Source organism: Streptomyces sp. NPDC057543, assembly GCF_042801895.1.
Taxonomy (GTDB): Bacteria; Actinomycetota; Actinomycetes; order Streptomycetales; family Streptomycetaceae; genus Streptomyces.
In genome coordinates, this window is sequence record NZ_JBHVFF010000182.1 from 1 (window position 1) to 17577 (window position 17577).

Genomic DNA, 17577 nt, shown 5'->3' on the forward strand with positions numbered 1-17577 from the left:
GCCCGGAGCCGACCGTATCCGGTCGGAACGGTTTGCTCGGGGAGCAGCCCGTCCAGCTCGGCGCCGAGGCCGCGTCCGGGTGTTCATCCAGCAAGGGCCCCCTGGACCGCTTCCGGTCCGCGGGGCCCTTGCTCATGTGCCGTGTCCAGATCCCGGGCGACCACGAATCGGGCACGGAGGGGCACGTGAGCGGCGTCACATAAAAGTTCTGTGAATAAGCGGACAACCATTGCGGCGGATCACGGGTCAATCATGCGGAACCACCGGCCCCGCTCGTGTCCCCCGCCACGCCGGGCCAGTCCCCTTATCCGTACTGCTCACAGCGGTACGCCGGACTTCTGAGGTCATCATGAAGCTTCGCCGCACCATGGCGCTCGCCGCAGCCACGGCAGTCATCGCTCCCGCCGCGATCCTGGCCGCCCCGGTTGCGTTCGCCGAAACGACGGACGAGACCGCTGCCGTCGAGACCACCGCCTCGCCCTCGCCGAGCGACTCCGAGTCCACGGAGGCCGAGGCGACCCCCTCCGCCAGCGAGTCCGCCACCGCTCCCGCCGAGGAGTCCGGCCCGGGCGAGACTGCCGAGCCAACCGGCAGCACCGCCCCGGGCGAGATTGCCCCGGGCGAGGTCACCCCGAGCGCGAGCGACTCGGCGAGCGCATCCGCCTCCCCGTCCGCGTCCTCCTCGGCATCCGCGTCCCCGTCGGAGTCCGAGGACCCGGAGGAACCGGCGGAGTGCTCCAAGTCCGACCTGGACATTTCCATCAACGGCCTGCCCGGCAAGATCGCCCGGGGCAGCGGCTGGCACCAGTTCAAGATGAACGTCTACAACTCGTCGAAGTCCGTCGTGAAGGAGATCGACTACTTCGCGGGCGCCTCTCCCGACAAGGACGGCTTCGACCTCTTCAAGTCGAAGCACGTCAGCCTCCAGGCCCTCGACCAGGACACGAACACGTGGGAGGACCTCGACGAGGGCGGCCGCGCGGTCGGCTACGTCGGCCAGTCCGACGAGATCCGTCCGGGTTACGAGGTCGACATCCCGCTGCGCATCAACGTGAAGTCGACCGCCCCCGTCGGCGCCGGCTTCACCCTCGGCGCCGGTCTGTACGTGGGCGACAAGGACTGCCTGGGCTTCAGCGACGTCGCGTACAAGTTCAAGATCGTGAACTCCGGCGAGAGCGGCTCGACGCCGCAGACCGGTGGCACCGCTCCGGTTCCGTCCACGAAGCCGGCCGACAACCCGACGGGCAAGGTCTCCGGCTCCCTCGCGGAGACCGGTTCGTCCTCCGCGGTGCCGGTGTTCGCCACCGCGGGCGGCGCGGCCATCGTGCTCGGCGCGGGCGCGATGTTCATCGTGCGACGTCGCAGGAACGGTGACGCCGCCGCGTAAGGCGTCTCGTCACCGTAAGCACGGAGGGGCTGCACTCGGAGGGGGGTGCAGCCCCTTCTGCTGTCCCGGTCCGCCGAGGCCCTGCTACCGCTGCTCCGACTGCTCCTGCGGAATCTGCTCCGTCTGCTCCTGCGGATTCGTCTTCGGCGGGACCCTCGGCAGCCCGAGGAACGGCAGCTTCAGCGCGCCGAACGCCTCCTTCGGCACGGCCGGTGCCTGCGGCTCGACCGCGGCCAGCCGTTCGTACGCCTCGTCCTGCGCGGGACGCGGGTCCGCCTCGCCCTTGTTGGGCCAGAAGGACATCGCGCGCTCGGCCTGCGCGGTGATGGTGAGGGACGGGTTGACGCCGAGGTTCGCGGAGACCGCGGAGCCGTCGACCACGGAGATGCCGGGGTGTCCGTAGAGCCGGTGGTACGGGTCGATCACCCCTTCCTCGGCGCTCGCGCCTATGGGGCAGCCGCCGAGGAAGTGCGCGGTGAGCGGGGTGCCCATCAGCTCGCCGATGTTCGAGCCGGCGAAGCCGTTGATCTCGTCGGCGAGCAGGGAGGCGCCGCGCGTAGCCTCCTCGATCTGGGTCGGGTTGGGTGCGCCGTGCCCCTGCCGGGCGGTGAGCAGGCCCTTCCCGATTCCGCCCGGCTTGCGGTACGTCGTCAGGGAGTTGTCCAGCGACTGCATGACCAGCCCGATGATGGTCCGCTCCGACCAGCGGCGGTTGGAGAGCGACCGCAGGGCGAGGGTCGGATGCTTGGCCATGTTGCCGAGCCAGCCCAGCACCCGGCGGCCGCCGTAGGGCACCTGGAGGATGGACATCGCGCCCATCGCGTTGGAGCCCTTGCCGTAGCGGACCGGCTCGATGTGGGTGTTCTCGTCGGGGTGGATCGAGGACGTGATCGCGACGCCCTGCGTGAAGTCGGCCTTCGCGGTGCCGTGCTTCTTGCGGTAGCGCCGGTCGCTGGTCTGCGAGCCGACCAGCGCCTCGGAGTTGGTACGGGTCAGCTCGCCGAGCCGGTCCGAGAGCCGGGGCAGCAGGCCGCGGTCCTTCATGGTGTGCAGCAGGGTCTGCGTTCCGTACGTGCCCGCCGCGACGACCACCTTGCGGGCGCGCAACCGCGTGGGCTTCGCCTTCTTTCGGCGGTCGGTGGGGACGGTGGTGACGTGGTAGCCGCCCTCCGGGTGGTCCGCGATCGCGACGACGGAGGTCATCGGGTGGATGACCGCCCCGGCCTTCTCGGCGAGGTGGAGGTAGTTCTCGTTGAGGGTGTTCTTCGCGCCGTGCCGACAGCCCGTCATGCATTCGCCGCACTCGGTGCAGGCCTTGCGGGCAGGGCCCGCGCCGCCGAAGTACGGGTCGGCGACCGTGCCGCCGGGCTTCGCCGTGGCCGTGCCGTCGGCGTCCTTGCCGTCACCGAAGAAGACGCCGACCGGGGCGAGATGGAAGGTGTCGCCGACGCCCATGGCCTGCGCGGCCGCCTTCAGATGGACGTCGGAGGGCGTCGTCGTCGGATTGAGCCGGACCCCGAGCATCCGCTTCGCCTGGTCGTAATACGGCTTCAGCTCGTCCTGCCAGTCGGTGATGGACGCCCACTGCCGGTCCTCGAAGAACGGCGCCGGCGGCACGTACAGCGTGTTGGCGTAGTTGAGCGAGCCGCCGCCGACGCCCGCACCGGCCAGCACCATCACATTGCCGAGCAGGTGGACGCGCTGGATGCCGTAGAGGCCGAGCGCGGGGGCCCACAGGTAGTTCTTGATGTCCCAGGAGTTCTTGGGGAGGGTGCCGGGGCCGAAGCGGCGGCCCGCCTCCAGGACTCCGACCCGGTATCCCTTCTCGGTCAGCCGCAGGGCCGACACCGCGCCGCCGAAGCCCGAGCCGACGACCAGGACGTCGTAGTCGTACGCGGCGTCGTCGTCGGTCCCACCGGCCGGTTCGGCCTGATTCTGGGCAGGGCTGTCCTGGGACATGGCTCTCCTCGGTACGAAAAGGGCGGAACGTGCTGCGGTGTTACGGGGGCAGCGCGGGCGGAACGCCCTGCTACGAGGGTCAGCGCAGGCGGAACGCCTTCATCGCCTTCAGGCTGCGGGTCATGAACGCCGCGTACTTCTCGTCGTCCATGCCGAACGCCGGGGCGAGCGGGATCAGCCGTTGCTGGGCGACGGTCTGCGCCTCCGTGTACTTGAGGATGCCCTCGGAGCCGTGCCGTCGGCCGAGACCGGAGTCCTTCATGCCGCCCATCGGGGACTGCACGCTGCCGTACGCGGGGGCGTACCCCTCGTTGATGTTGACCGTGCCGGTCCGGAGCCGGGCGGCGACCTGGTGGCCGCGCTTGGCGTCCTTGGTCCAGACGCTCGAATTCAGGCCGTACGGGGTGGCGTTGGCGAGGGCGACGACCTCGTCCTCGTCGGTGAAGCGGTAGATGGAGACGACCGGGCCGAAGGTCTCCTCGCTGCACACGGCCATCGGCGCCTCGACGCCGTCGAGGATGGTCGGCTCGTAGAAGAGGGGGCCGATGTCCGGGCGGGCGACGCCGCCCGCGACGAGCCGGGCGCCCTTCTCGACGGCCTCCGCGACATGCCGGGTGACGGTCTCCAGCTGGCGCTCGCCGACCAGCGAGCCCATGTCGGCGCCGTAGGCGAGGGAGCTGCCGAGCCGCATGGCCTTCGTGCGGGCGGCGAAACGGGCCAGGAAGTCGTCGGCGACCGACTCGTGGACGTACAGCCGCTCGATGGAGATGCAGAGCTGGCCGGCCGAGGAGAAGCAGGCGCGGACGGCACCCGCGGCGGCCTTCTCCACGTCGGCGTCCTTCAGGACCAGCATGGCGTTCTTGCCGCCGAGCTCCAGCGAGACCCCGACGAGCCGGGCCGCAGCACCGCGCGCGACCTCGCGGCCGGTGCGGGTGGAACCGGTGAACGAGACGTAGTCGGCGTGCTTGACGACCTCGGGGCCGACGACGGGTCCGTCACCGAGGACCACCTGGAACACCTCGGCGGGCAGCCCGGCCTCGATCAGCAGGTCCCGGGCCCACAGCGCGGTCAGCGCGGTCTCCGTGTCGGGCTTCATCACGACGGCGTTGCCGGAGACGAACGCGGGCAGCGCATCGCCGACGGACAGCTCGAACGGGTAGTTCCACGGCGCGATCTGGCCGATGACGCCGCGCGGCTGGCGCAGCTCGGTGACCTTGGTGAGGGTCGGTACGACTCCGGTGTGCCGCTTCGGCTTCAGGTACGCGGGGGCCTTGCGCCCGTAGTGCCGGGCCGCGACGGCGACGGCCTGCACTTCCTCATGGGCGTGCAGCCGGGCCTTGCCGGTCTCCAGCTGGATGAGGTCGAGCACCTCGGCCTGGCGGCTGAGCACGAGGTCGTGGAAGCGGAGCAGGACGGCCGCCCTGGCGCGGACGGGGGTCGCGGCCCAGGCCGGCTGGGCGGCCCGGGCGTTCTCGAAGGCCGCCGCCACGTCCTCGGGGGTGGACTCGGGCAGATCGGCCAGCTTCTCGCCCGTGAAGGGAGTGTGGTTGGCCGTACGGCCGGAGCCGGCCACGCCACGGGTCAGCTGGGCGATCACCTCGGGTGTCACCACATCGGCGGCGGTGCGCACGCCTGCGGGGGCGGCGGCCACGGGGTTGGTGCCGACCGGGGCTGCGGGGGTGGACGTGGAGGCCTGCGAGTCCGTCATGAGGGCGAGAGTACGTCCAGCCGCACGCTTTGGGTACCCGTGAGTAACGGGTTTTCACACTCCCCACAAACAAGCCAGCGATCACTGGCAACAAAGCTCCTGATCAGGACCCCTACGGTCACCGAACCCATAACTGGCGGGCCCCGAGCTGCGAGATCCCGGTCCGGGCTGTCGGATCTCAGCCGGAGCTGTCGGGCGCTTGCCAGCCACGCAGCATCGTGTCGAACTGTTCCCGGGTCGTGTCCCAGTCCGATGCCGGACCTGTCATGTACAACGCGTACTCCGGACCGCCGTCCTCCCCGAAGTACATCTGGTCGATCGCGTGGCGAGGGCCCGGGTGGTTCTTGGTCTCGGTCCAGGTGAACTCCCAGAGCGAGCCCTCCCGGTCGCGGTACGTGTTGGAGTGCAGGGTCTCGCGGTGGTAGCTGGGAAGCCGTTCGGCCAGTTGCTTCTCCAAGTTCAGCATGTGCATGTACGAGTTCTCGAAGTCGGGCGCCCGGTCGATACTGATCCGGATGTAGTGCACGCCGTTGTCCGGGGTGTAGTCGATCTGGTTGCCGTCCGCCCGGCGCACCCAGCCGTCGGGCACGGTCAGGCTGAAGCCCTCGGGGTCGTTCACCCGATGCCAGCCGTCGGGTATGCCCTTCCTCGGGGTGTGCGGCTTCGGTGCCCGCGAAGTGCTGGGCTTCGAGGGGGTGTCGGTCGCGTGCGTGCCCGTGCCGCCGCGCCCGGTGGCGCTGTCCGTTCGGTCCCCGTACTTCATCGCGGCGAACCCCGCGCCTCCGCCGACCAGCGCGGCCGCGGCGATGACCAGGACCGTCGTACGCCACCGGCTCCGGCTGCGCCGGGTCACCGGGGACGACGACGGGCCGACGACGGAACCGGCGTCCGAGTGCGGCAGTCGGGCCGTATCGGGCGCACCCGCCGTACCAGGAGCACCGGAGGCTCCCGCTGCCGAATCCGCACCCGCACCCGCTCCTGACGCGTCGTCCGGGCCGAGCGTGCGCAGGATCTCGTCGGAGACGCGCTGCGTCGGCACGTACGCCTGCGCGGCCCGGGGCTCGCGGCCCTCCATGGCCTCCAGCAGCATCCGTTCCGCCTCGGCCGCCGAGGGCCGGTCCTCGGGCTCCTTGCGGAGCAGCGCGGTGATCACGGGAGCCAGCGGACCCGCCCGCTCAGGCGGCGGCGGCTCCTCGGTGACGACGGCCTGCATGGTGGAGATCGGGGACGTACGACGGAACGGCGAGCGTCCCTCGACCGCGGTGTAGAGCGTGGCACCGAGGGACCACAGGTCGGACGCGGGGCCGGGATCGCCGCCGCGTACCCGTTCGGGCGCCAGATAGTCGATGGAGCCGACCAGTTCACCGGTCCTGGTGATCGTCGAGTCACCCTCGATCGCCGCGATCCCGAAGTCGGTGAGCAGCACCTGGCCGTCCCTGGCCAGGAGTACGTTGCCGGGCTTCACGTCCCGGTGCAGCACTCCCGCACCGTGTGCGGCGCGCAGGGCGCCCAGTACGTGGAGGCCTATCCTCGCGGCCTCGCGGGGCTCGACCTCGCCGGACTCCTTCGCCGCGTCGGCGAGTGACGGACCGTCGACGTACTGCATGACGATCCAGGGCCGGTTGTCGTACTCGATCACGTCATGGACGGTGACCACGCCCGGGTGCGTGATCCGGGCGGCCGCGCGGGCCTCCTTCTGCGTGCGGGCGTGCAGCACGATCCGGTCGGCCTCGGCGACGTACAGACCGGCGGTCAGCTCCTTGACCGCTACCGTGCGGTGCAGCACCTCGTCGTGGGCGCGCCAGACCTTGCCCATGCCGCCGCGCCCGAGGACTTCACCGAGCCGGTACCTTCCGGCCAACACCAGTCCCGCGTCCGTGCCCTGTGATCGATCCACGTATTCCGCCCCGTTCCCTCGGAGGCCAGGTTACGGAGGGGACGGACGGCCACGGAACCTCGCAACCCCCAAGAGACCGCACTGTGATGCTTGTCGCTCCGCCCACTGCCCAGGTGACGTACGGGAACTTTCAGTGCGTCACGCGGTAGGAGGCGATGGCTTGTTCGTAGATGTCCGAAACCTTGTCGCGTCGGTTCTCCGGGCCGATGACCTGGAGGATGTGGTAGCGGCCGTCGACAATCATCGCGAGGTTGCGCGCGTACACCTCGCGGCCACTGGCGTCCTGCCAGGTGAACTGGCCCTCGGCCATGGCCTGCCGGCCGACGTCGATCCGGCGCAGCCCGCTCGATCCCGACCAGCTGGAGTCGCGGAACGGCTGCAACTCCAGCTCCTTGTCGGCCTGGTACGCCAGCGGGTCGTTGCCATTGGCCTTGACGGTGTCGCGTCCGGGGACGATCAGCAGGCTGAAACCGTCGCTGCCGTACCGGATCTGCCGGTCCGCGTTGGCGGGGCTGCGCTGCCAGCCCTTGAGCACACCGATCTCGAAGCCCTCCGGGTCCTTGCGCAGGACGTAACCGGGGGCGAGCGCGACGGCGGAGCGGCTGGTCTGCGGCTGCTGCGCGCCGGGGGGCTGCGAGGGCGACTGCCCGTCGGACGCCCCGTCGCCGGGCTCCGGTGAACCGGACGCCGACGACGCCGGGCCCGAGGAGCGCGTGCCGGAGTCGCTGTCCGCCTTGGGCATGAACATCACGGCGTACGCGATGGCCGCGACCAGGGCCAGCAGGATGAGCAGCAGAAGCAGCCGTCCCAGCCGTCGCGGTGCCCGGCCCTCGCCGGGCCGACGGCCGGGCGGCGGGGTGCGCAGCGCCTTGGGGCCCTTGGGCTCCCGCGGTGCTCTGGGCGCCTTCTCCGCCCGGGGCCTGTCGTGCCGGTCGGGCTTCTCCTTCGTGTGGCGGTGGCGACCGTGGGACACCCCCTGGCCGAGGCGGCCGCGACGCCTGCGGACCAGCTCGCCCCGGCGGCGTACGACGGGAAGCCGGGAGCTGTCGAGGGAGGGCAGCGGTACGACGTCCAGACCGGCCTCGGGCTCGGGCGCCGACCGTACGAGGGAGCGCAGCCAGCCGCGCAGCTCTTCGAAATCCGGCCGCTCGGTGGGATCCTGACGCAGCAGGGACTCGACCACCGGGCGCAGCGGACCGCATTCCTCGGCGAAGGCGGGCGGCTCGGCGCAGACCATCTGGACGAGCTCGGCCGCGTTCTCCTCGGGGTACGGGGCGTGACCCTGGACGGCGCGGTAGAGCAGCGCGCCGAGCGCCCAGAGGTCGGTGGCGGGGCCGATCGGCGGCGCCAGCTGCCAGTTCTCGTGGACGGGGCCGGCCTGCTCGGGCGCCCAGCGCTCGGTGACCGCGCCGACGACGGCGATCCGGGCCTGCCGGGCGCGCTCGGCGGCGAGGGTGGTGACGGGACCGCGGTAGGCGGGGCCCGTACGACCGCTCGCCACGAGATCGTCCCAGCGGGTCGGCTCCTGCCGCTGCTCGGGCCGGTGTGCGGGCAGCGCCGGGGAGTTGCCGTGGCGGCGGGCATCGGCACGCAGAGCGTCCTCCCCCGAGCCCCCTGCGGGCACGGGCCGCCCGGATCCGGGCCCGTCGCTCCAGCTGCCGGTGAGGTGCAGCCGCCGAGCGGGCGGTGACTGGTCGTCGCCTCCGTAGCCGTCGTCGTCCTCGTCCTCGTCCTCGTCCTCGTCGTACGGGTCCTCGGCGGGCCGGCTCCAGGGGCCGGGCGGCTGCGGGTGGCCGCGGTCCGGGTCCGACGGCCCCGCGAGGCGCTGGACGGGGAGGGATCCGGTGTCCTCCGCGTCTCCCGTCCCGCTTGCCCCGGCCCGGCGCCGGTCCTCGCCGGCCCGGGCGGCGGCGAGGGCGCCCGCGCGGTACGCCGCGATGGCTCCGGCGCGCTCGGCTCGCGACTGCGCGGCGCTCCCCGTTCCGGGAGCGGGGTTCCCCGGCCGCCGTACGGCCTCCAGCTCGCCGGGCGCACCGGTCTGCGCGCCGGTCTGAGCATCGCCACCGCCGTACGGACCGCCATCGCTGTACGCGTCGTCACCGTACGGATCGCCATCGCTGTACGCGCCGTCACCGTACGGATCGCTGCCGCCCGCTCCACCCGTCTCGATCGCCGCCGGGCCGCGCGAGGCCGGCACCTCGGCCGGAGAAACGGGTGGGACGGACGGGACGGGCGGTGCATACGGCCCGGACGGGCCCGTCTCGACCGGCGGACGGCCGAAACCGATCTCTTCCTCGTCGTCGGGCTGCGGCATCGGCACGTACCCGCAGAGCGCCTCCTCCGCCGCCCCGGCCGCCAGGCCGGTCAGCACGACGCGGCCGTCGTCGCAGATCAGCACCGTGCGGACGGTGATGTTCCGGTGGGTCCAGCCGTGCGCATGCAGCACCCGCAACGCCGTCAGCACGTCGGAGCCGATCTCGGCGGCCCGGAAGGGATCGAGCGGGCGATCCGCCAGCAGGGCCGCGAGGGGCCGGGCCATGACGAGTTCGCTCACGATCCAGAGCGAACCGGCCTCGGCGAACACGTCGAAGACCTGGTCGAGCCTGGGATGGTCGGGGATCCGGGCCGCCGCCTGCGCCGCCTCGATGGCGCGCCGCACCGCCGGATCCGTGGAGCGCCGCACGGCACGCCCGGTGACCTGCCGGGCCGCCCGTGAAGGACCGTCGGCGTCGAGCACCTCGGCGTCCACCACCTCGGGCAACGGCACCTGCCGGACCAGAACTTCCTGTCCGCTGTAGGTGTCGAACGCCCGGGTCTCGGCCAGTTCGTACTCGTCGGACGGCGGCAGCGGAAGGCGGTAGCGGTCGGCAAGCACCCGACCCGCGTAGTCGTCCACGACGCCTCCCCAGAGCGCGCTGTCCCCCCGGTCACGATGACCGCACAAACCCATCAATTGCGGTCACTTACCGTGCAATTGACCCGCCGTTCCGGCTGCGTACGGTCTTCCGGCTCTCACGATACGTGGCAAGTGACGGCCGCGCGTCAGGGTCGGCACATCCCGGCCCTTTTCACCCACGGATCAGTCGGTGGGCTCGAACGTGTCGAACGCGGTCTTGCGCAGCGTCCGGCACTCCTTGCTGTCCCATTCGCTCGCCTTGCAGCTGATCATGATCGCGTAGCCGTGGGTGGCGTCGACCTTGAAGCCCCGGTTCAGCACCCGGACCCGCTGGCCCTGCTGAGTGCGCTCGAACTGCCAGTCGGCGACCGTCGGGTAGCCGTTGTACTGGACCTTGTTCACACCGAGGTGGTGGTAGCCGTTGCTGCTGGCCGCGACACCGCCCTTCGCGGCGTTCCAGGCCGCGGCGGCGTCGCCGCCGGGCGAGTCGGTGTAGTCGACCTGGACGCGCGGGAAGCCGCCGTCGGCGTTGTAGATGCCGCCGGAGTTGTTGCCGGCCGTGCTGTTGAGCCGGAATTCCTCGGGCATCGCCATCGTGAAGTGGAACCGCTTGTTCTTGATGGTCCCGTATCCGGCGGGCAGCGCGTCATCGGCGCCGTGGTCGTCGCCCTTGGAACCGTCCGAGCCCTTGTCCGCGCTGTCGTCCTTGCCCTTGCCCGGGTCCTTGCCCGGTTCCTTGCCCGGTTCCTTGCCCTGGTCCTTGCCCGGGTCCTGGGCCTTGTCGCTGCCGTTGCCGCTGTCGGCGGAGCCGCCGGTCGTCGTCGAGGCCCCGGCCGAGGTGGACTTGTCGTCCTTGCCGTTGCCGCCTCCCGCGTCGTTCTTGTCGTCCCCGCCGAGCGTGAGCGCGAGGACCGTGCCGATCACGGCGAGCACGATCACGGCCGCGATGATCGCGAGGGTGCGGCGCGGCACCACGTCCGTGATGGACGCGCGGGGCGGTGCGACCGGCGACGTGGCAGGGCGCGGCGGCGGTACGGCGGCGGAGGCCGTGGCCGGCTTCGTCGGGGCCGAGGTCCGGGCGGACTTCGACGGGCCCGCCGCACCACCGGCCGACGGCGTGGCCGCCGGAGGTGTCGAGGGCGGAGGCGGCGCGGAGGCCGCGGTCGCGCCGGTAACGGCGGCCGGTGCCGCCTTCGCGTTCCGTACGGAGCGCAGTGCACCCCGCAGCCGGTTCCGCGCGCCCTCCCCCGACTCCCCGGACTGCGACGCCGCCTTGGCGGCGGGCTTGGCGGGCTCCCCGGGCAGCGCCATGACCTGGGTGGCGTCCGCGGGCGGGGGCACCACCGGGTCCGGCTTCTCGGGGGCGTGGATCACGTCATTGAGCAGTGCGCGTGCGCCCGCGTCGTCGAGCCGCTGATCGGGATCCCTGGCGAGCAGGCCGTAGATGACCTCCTCCAGCGGACCGGCGTTCTTCGGCGGGTCGAGCGGCTCGGTCATCACCGCGGTCAGGGTGGCGATGGCCGACCCCTTGTCGTACGGCGGGGTGCCCTCGACGCTGGCGTACAGCAATCCGCCGAGCGACCACAGGTCGGCGGGCGGCCCCGGCTTGTGTCCGCGGGCGCGCTCCGGGGAGATGTACGAGGGGGCTCCGACGAGCATGCCCGTCGAGGTGACCGACGGGTCGCCCTCGACCTGCGCGATACCGAAGTCGGTCAGCACGACCCGGCCGTCCTCGGCGATCAGCACGTTGGACGGCTTCACATCGCGGTGCAGGATGCCCTCGCGGTGTGCCGAACGCAGCACGTCGAGGATGGCGAGGCCGACCTCGGCGGCACGCTTCGGCGTCAGCACCCCGTCCTCACGGATGGCCTCGGCGAGGGACTTGCCCTCGATGAGCTCCATCACGATCCACGGCCGGTCGTCCTCGTCGACCACGTCGTAGACCGTCACCGCGCCGTTGTTGCGGATCCTGGCGATCGCCTTCGCCTCGCGCAGCGTGCGCGTGATCAGGCGGCGCTTCTCGTCCTCGTCGATGGCCGAGGGGAACCGCAGCTCCTTGACCGCGACCGTGCGGCCCAGCGTCTCGTCGACGGCACGCCAGACCGTGCCCATACCGCCCCGGCCGAGCACCTCCCCGAGCCGGTAACGCCCCGCAAGGAGACGTCCGTCCTTGTCCCGTTGGGGCTCCCGTGCCTGCTCCGCCTCCGACATGCGTCCCCTCTGCGAATCAACCCGCCCTGGCAGAGCGTTCATTGTCCCTCACCCCGGGACCGGTCATGGTGCCGGGTCCGCGGGCCCGTCATGATGTGCCCGGAGGAAGGGAATCCCTGCCATGCCGACACTCAGGGCGCTGCTCGCCACCCCGCTGCTGCTGGCGCTGTTCGGCCTGGGAACAGCGACCCTGCCCAGCGAACCACACCTCACGCCCGCAGCCTCTTACCTTCCCCGGCTCGTCGCCGGGAGCGATGCTCCCACGGCGGCGCTGCTGGCCCATCACGCCTCTTCCGCACCGTACGACACCTATCGCTCGACGGGACCCGGTATTCGCAAGGAGGACCGGTTCCGGGCCGGCAGCATCACCAAGACCTTCGTCGCCACCGTCGTGCTCCAACTCGCCCGGGAGGGGCGGCTGCAACTGTCGGACACCGTCGACCGACTGTTGCCCGGTCTGATCCGCGGCAACGGCAACGACGGCCGCCGCATCACCCTGCGCGCCCTGCTGAGCCATACCAGCGGCCTCTACGACTACACCGCCGACACCTCCGCCCACCCCCTCTCCGCCACTTCGGCGGTTCGTGTCGCCCTGGCCCACCGTCCGACGAACGCCCCCGGCCGCTACGCCTACTCCAACACCAATTACGTCGTACTCGGACTCGTCATCCGACGCGTCACCGGACACGGCTACGCCACCGAGATCCGTCACCGCATCATCACGCCGCTCCGTCTCACCGGTACGTCCCTGCCCGGCTCCCGTACCGCGCTGCCCTCCCCGCACGGCCGCGGCTTCACCCGCGACCCGGCCGACGGCAGCCTCCGCGACGTCACCGAACTCGACCCCCGCACGGCGGGCGCTGCCGGGGAGCTGATCTCCACGCTCGCCGATCTGAACCGCTTCTACGCGGCCCTGCTGGGTGGGCGTCTCCTCCCGCCCGCCCAGTTGGCGGCCCTCCTGAACACCGGCGCCACGCACGGCGTCTACGGCCTGGGCATCTATCCGCAGAGGCTCTCCTGCGGCATCACCGTCTGGGGCCACAACGGCCACATAGCGGGCGGTTACGTCCGTACCGCCGCCACGCGCGACGGCCGGCACACCCTGACGTACCGGATCGACACGGACGCCCTGACCGATGCGGAGTCACTCGAACCGGCGCTGCTCGACGCGGAGTTCTGCAGCCACCCGGAACGGCCCTAGACCGGCCCCGGACCGGCCCTGGTGCCCCTCCCGGCAAGCTTTGCCCCTGTCGCGCCGTCCAGCACGCGCGCTCCCCCCAAGGCCTTGGGGCCAGGGGACCCCCTTCCGCGTTGGCCGAAAGCCCTGGTAGCTCCTTCCCCAAGCTCTCAACTCCGTTCGAGCAGGGGAGACCCCGTCCAAGGACTTCCGGCCGCCTCGCGATCACACGCACCGGACGACGCTCCTCATGGGGCAGACATTGCCGGTCACGGCACTAGATCGGCACGATGTCCGGCGCGCCGAGCCGTGCCGCGTCCGCCGTGAGGTCGTCCGGCTGCCGCTGCGACTCCCGCTCCGCCTGCACCCGCTTCTCGTAGTGCTCGACCTCCCGGTCGATCTGCCCCTCGTCCCAGCCGAGCACCGGCGCCATCAGCTCCGCGCAGATCCTGGCGCTGCGTGTGCCCCGGTCGAAGGTCTCTATGGAGATCCGGGTGCGGCGGGTCAGTACGTCGTCGAGATGGCGGGCCCCCTCGTGGGAGGCGGCGTAGACGATCTCGGCCTTCAGGTAGTCGTCCGCCGACGGCAGTGGCTCGCCCAGCGTGGGATCGGCGACGATCAGTTCGAGCAGTTCCTCGGTCATGGAGCCGTAGCGGTTGAGCAGATGCTCCACCCGGACGACGTGGAGCCCTGTCCGGGCCGCGATCCTCGCCCGGGCGTTCCACAACGCCCGGTAGCCCTCCGCCCCCAGCAGCGGAATGTCCTCGGTGACGCAGTCCGCCACGCGCTGGTCGAGACCGTGCACCGCCTCGTCCACGGCGTCCTTCGCCATCACTCGGTACGTCGTGTACTTGCCGCCCGCCACGACCACGAGGCCCGGCAGCGGATGCGCCACCGTGTGCTCGCGCGAGAGCTTGCTGGTCGCCTCCGACTCACCGGCCAGCAACGGCCGCAGCCCCGCGTAGACGCCCTGGACGTCATCCCTGGTCAGGGGCGTGGCCAGGACCGAGTTGACGTGTTCGAGCAGATAGTCGATGTCGGCGCTGGACGCCGCCGGGTGCGCCTTGTCCAGGTCCCAGTCGGTGTCCGTCGTCCCGACGATCCAGTGCCGTCCCCACGGGATGACGAAGAGGACGGACTTCTCGGTCCGCAGGATCAGGCCGGTCGAGGAGTGGATGCGGTCCTTCGGGACGACCAGGTGGATGCCCTTCGAGGCCCGGACGTGGAACAGCCCGCGCTCCCCGATCAGCGCCTGGGTGTCGTCCGTCCAGACCCCGGTGGCGTTGACCACCTGTTTGGCCCTGACCTCGTACTCACCGCCCGCCTCGACGTCCTCCACACGGACGCCGACGACCCGCTCGCCCTCCCGGAGGAAGCCGATCACCCGCGCCCGGTTCGCCACCCGGGCGCCGTATCCGGCGGCGGTGCGCACCAGCGTCGCGACATAGCGGGCGTCGTCCATCTGCGCGTCGTAGTACTGCAACGCCCCGACCAGGGCGTCCTTCCTCAGTGCGGGGGCGACCCGCAGGGCGTGGCGGCGGGAGAGATGCCGGTGGACGGGCAGGCCGCGGCCATGTCCCGAGGACACCGACATCGCGTCGTACAGCGCCACGCCGGAGCCGGCGTAGAGCCGCTCCCAGCCCTTGTGCTGCAGCGGGTAGAGGAACGGCACGGGCTTCACCAGGTGCGGGGCCAGCCGCTCAAGGAGCAGCCCGCGCTCCTTCAGCGCTTCCCGGACCAGGGCGAAGTCGAGCATTTCCAGATACCGCAGCCCGCCGTGGATCAGCTTGCTCGACCTGCTGGATGTGCCCGAGGCCCAGTCGCGCGCCTCGACCAGGCCGGTCGAGAGACCTCTCGTCACCGCGTCCAACGCCGTACCCGCGCCGACCACGCCCGCCCCCACGACCAGCACGTCCAGTTCGCGCTCGGCCATCGCGGCGAGCGCCTCGGCGCGCTCCGCAGGTCCCAGTGTCGCTGTCCTCACCGCTGCCTCCCGGGTAGATCGGGGTGGTCCGGCACCGGGCGCGCCCCGACCGAGCGGTCGGACGCCCCGTGCCCACCTCTCGATTCTGTCCGCCGTCCACGACTTCGGCCACCGCCTGTGGACAACACCAGGTCGACGAGGGCCACACAATGCGACATATAGGTCATATTTACGCCTAGTCTGACATTGCGCTGTCCCCAGCGGTTGCGCTTTCCGCTCTCATGCGTCTTGGACCGACCGGCAAATAGGGGGTGGCGCCCTCCATCCGCCGGTCGGTCCACGGGAAGGACGGCCCATCCACATGCCCGCAGACCTCGCAATCATCGGACTCGGCCACCTCGGCCTGCCCCTCGCCCAAGCCGCCGTCGCCGCCGGTGTCCAGACCGTCGGTTACGACACCGACCCACGCGCCTACGCGGAACTCGCCGCGGGCCGCACCCCCGTCGAGGGATCGCTCACCGCCTCGGACCTCCGCCGGATGCTCTCGGGGGGTTTCCGGCCCACCACCAACCCGGCCGAACTGGGCCGGATCCGTACCGCGGTGATCTGCGCGCCCACCCCGCTCGGCGCCGACCGCACCCTCGACCTCACCGCCGTCGGCGACGCGGCCCGCGCGCTCGCCGCCCGACTGCGCCCGCACACCACCGTCCTGCTGGAATCAGCCGTACAGCCCGGCACCACCGAGAGCTACGTACTGCCCCTCCTCGAAGAGGGCTCGGGGCTCCGCGCCGGCCGCGACTTCCACCTCGCCTACTCCCCCAGCCGCCTCGACCCCGGCAACAGGACCCACGTCTACGCCAACACCCCCAAGGTCATCGGCGGCCTCACCCCCGCCTGCACCGAATCCGCCGCCACCTTCTACGGCCGGCTCACCGACAAGGTGGTCCGGGCCCGCGGGCCGCGCGAAGCCGAGATGACCAAGGTCCTGGAGACCAACTTCCGGCACGTCAACATCGCCCTGGTCAATGAGATGGCGGTGCTCTGCCACGATCTCGGCGTCGACCTGTGGGACGTCATCCGGTGCGCCGAGACGAAGCCCTTCGGCTTCCAGCCGTTCCGTCCGGGCCCCGGCGTCGGCGGCCACGGCGCCCCCGTCGACCCGGGCTACCTTCCGTACAACAGCCGCACCCCCGGCCACCCCCTGCGGATGGTCTCGCTCGCCCAGGAGATCAACGACCGGATGCCGCAGTACGTGATCCAGCGCTGTGCCACCCTCCTGAACGAGCACGGCAAGTCGGTACGCGGCGCCCGGGTGCTGCTGCTCGGGGTCACCTACAAGCCGGACCTCGCCGACCAGGAGGCCTCCCCCGCCCGGGAGATCGCGGCCCGGCTGATGGACATGGGCGCCCAGATCGGCTACCACGACCCGCACGTCCTGGACTGGCGGGTCCGTGAGCTCCCTGTCCCGCGCGCCGACTCGCTGTACGAGGCGGCATCGAGCGCGGACCTCACAGTGCTGCTCCAGCACCACCGCACGTACGACCTCCAGGGCCTCGCCGTGAAGGCCCAACTGCTCCTGGACACCCGGGGTGCGACCCCGGCAGGGGCTGCACACCGGTTGTGAGAAGCGGGTTCCCCAGGGATTCAAGAGGATCCCAAGGGCTCCCAGGGATTTCGGTGGGCGATGTCCTGGGCGACTGCTAGCCTGCGGCGTCACTTCTCGCACAATCGTGCGCTTCCGTCCCAGGGGGGATCCCACCCATGAGCCAGCCTGTGCCACCGAACCAGCCGCAGCAGCCGTACGAAGCACACCCCGGCGGCGGCAACCCGTTCGCGGACCAGCAACCCGGCCAGCCCGGCGTCCCGACCGGCAACCCGTTCGCGGACCAGCAACCGGGCCAGCCCGGCGTCCCGTTCGGCGGCGCGCCGTTCGCCCCGATGGCCCCCGCCCGCGACAACCTGGGGCTCGGCCTGGCCGCCGCCGTCGTCGCGGCCCTCGTCGCCGCAGGCATCTACGGCGCGATCGTCGGCGCCACCAAGCACGAGATCGGCTACGCGGCCGTGGGTGTCGGCGCCATCGTCGGCTTCGCCGCCGGCAAGGTCGGCGGCCGCAACACCGCCCTGCCGGCCATCAGTGCCGTCCTCGCGCTGATCGGTGTCTACTTCGGCCAGCTGCTCGGCGAGGCCATCATCATCAGCAAGCAGCTGCCGCTCTCCGTCAGCGAGATCTTCTTCGACCACTTCAGCGACCTGAACAAGGTGTGGAAGGAAGACGCCGACGCGCTGACCTTCGTCTTCATCGTGATCGCCGGAGTGGTCGCCTTCTCGGCCGCCCGCAAGGCATCCGACTGATCACGGCCGACGTGACCGAGGCCGACTGATCACGGCCTCGCCCGCGACATACGGGAGGGCCCGGAC

The 17577-nt window shown here is 71.4% G+C and carries 10 protein-coding genes; 4 read left to right on the forward strand and 6 right to left on the reverse strand.

What is annotated here, in order from left to right:
* The first annotated feature begins 349 nt into the window (after positions 1-349).
* Positions 350-1387, forward strand: a complete 1038-nt coding sequence (locus ACFU8Q_RS26690) for an LAETG motif-containing sortase-dependent surface protein (protein WP_384458206.1) — start codon at positions 350-352, stop codon at positions 1385-1387.
* An 84-nt stretch (positions 1388-1471) separates the two neighbouring features.
* On the opposite strand, the gene ACFU8Q_RS26695 is transcribed toward ACFU8Q_RS26690, so the two are convergent.
* From ACFU8Q_RS26695 to ACFU8Q_RS26715, 5 genes are all read right to left on the reverse strand, one after another.
* The gene (locus ACFU8Q_RS26695) at positions 1472-3346 is read right to left on the reverse strand and encodes a GMC oxidoreductase (RefSeq protein WP_384458208.1); all 1875 of its coding nucleotides are present in this window, start codon (positions 3344-3346) and stop codon (positions 1472-1474) included.
* A gap of 79 nt (positions 3347-3425) precedes the next feature.
* A complete protein-coding gene (locus tag ACFU8Q_RS26700) occupies positions 3426-5054 on the reverse strand; it encodes a succinic semialdehyde dehydrogenase (RefSeq protein ID WP_384458210.1) in 1629 nt (542 codons plus the stop codon).
* Positions 5055-5232: 178 nt separating this feature from the next.
* A complete protein-coding gene (locus tag ACFU8Q_RS26705) occupies positions 5233-6951 on the reverse strand; it encodes a serine/threonine-protein kinase (protein ID WP_384458212.1) in 1719 nt (572 codons plus the stop codon).
* A 130-nt stretch (positions 6952-7081) separates the two neighbouring features.
* Positions 7082-9847 carry a serine/threonine protein kinase gene (locus ACFU8Q_RS26710; protein WP_384458214.1) on the reverse strand — a complete coding sequence of 922 codons (2766 nt, stop codon included), beginning with the start codon at positions 9845-9847 and terminating at the stop codon, positions 7082-7084.
* A 183-nt stretch (positions 9848-10030) separates the two neighbouring features.
* Entirely contained in the window at positions 10031-12058 is a 2028-nt protein-coding gene (locus tag ACFU8Q_RS26715) for a serine/threonine-protein kinase (protein WP_384458216.1), read from the reverse strand.
* Between the two features lie 121 nt (positions 12059-12179).
* Between ACFU8Q_RS26715 and ACFU8Q_RS26720 the strand changes: the two genes are divergently transcribed.
* Positions 12180-13259, forward strand: coding sequence for a serine hydrolase domain-containing protein (locus ACFU8Q_RS26720; RefSeq protein WP_384458218.1), 1080 nt, complete (start codon positions 12180-12182; stop codon positions 13257-13259).
* 253 nt (positions 13260-13512) lie between these two features.
* On the opposite strand, the gene ACFU8Q_RS26725 is transcribed toward ACFU8Q_RS26720, so the two are convergent.
* A complete protein-coding gene (locus ACFU8Q_RS26725; RefSeq protein ID WP_384458220.1) occupies positions 13513-15219 on the reverse strand; it encodes a glycerol-3-phosphate dehydrogenase/oxidase in 1707 nt (568 codons plus the stop codon).
* Between the two features lie 301 nt (positions 15220-15520).
* Between ACFU8Q_RS26725 and ACFU8Q_RS26730 the strand changes: the two genes are divergently transcribed.
* Both ACFU8Q_RS26730 and ACFU8Q_RS26735 read left to right on the forward strand, forming a co-directional pair.
* Entirely contained in the window at positions 15521-16783 is a 1263-nt protein-coding gene (locus ACFU8Q_RS26730) for a nucleotide sugar dehydrogenase (protein ID WP_384458222.1), read from the forward strand.
* Positions 16784-16920: 137 nt separating this feature from the next.
* The gene (locus tag ACFU8Q_RS26735) at positions 16921-17511 is read left to right on the forward strand and encodes a hypothetical protein (RefSeq protein WP_384458224.1); all 591 of its coding nucleotides are present in this window, start codon (positions 16921-16923) and stop codon (positions 17509-17511) included.
* Positions 17512-17577 lie beyond the last annotated feature (66 nt).

Excerpts from the sequence above, each read along its gene's own strand:
- ACFU8Q_RS26690 (WP_384458206.1), top strand. The coding sequence starts at position 350 with ATGAAGCTTCGCCGCACCATGGCGCTCGCCGCAGCCACGGCAGTCATC.
- ACFU8Q_RS26695 (WP_384458208.1), bottom strand. The coding sequence starts at position 3,346 with ATGTCCCAGGACAGCCCTGCCCAGAATCAGGCCGAACCGGCCGGTGGG.
- ACFU8Q_RS26700 (WP_384458210.1), bottom strand. The coding sequence starts at position 5,054 with ATGACGGACTCGCAGGCCTCCACGTCCACCCCCGCAGCCCCGGTCGGC.
- ACFU8Q_RS26715 (WP_384458216.1), bottom strand. The coding sequence starts at position 12,058 with ATGTCGGAGGCGGAGCAGGCACGGGAGCCCCAACGGGACAAGGACGGA.
- ACFU8Q_RS26720 (WP_384458218.1), top strand. The coding sequence starts at position 12,180 with ATGCCGACACTCAGGGCGCTGCTCGCCACCCCGCTGCTGCTGGCGCTG.
- ACFU8Q_RS26730 (WP_384458222.1), top strand. The coding sequence starts at position 15,521 with ATGCCCGCAGACCTCGCAATCATCGGACTCGGCCACCTCGGCCTGCCC.
- ACFU8Q_RS26735 (WP_384458224.1), top strand. The coding sequence starts at position 16,921 with ATGAGCCAGCCTGTGCCACCGAACCAGCCGCAGCAGCCGTACGAAGCA.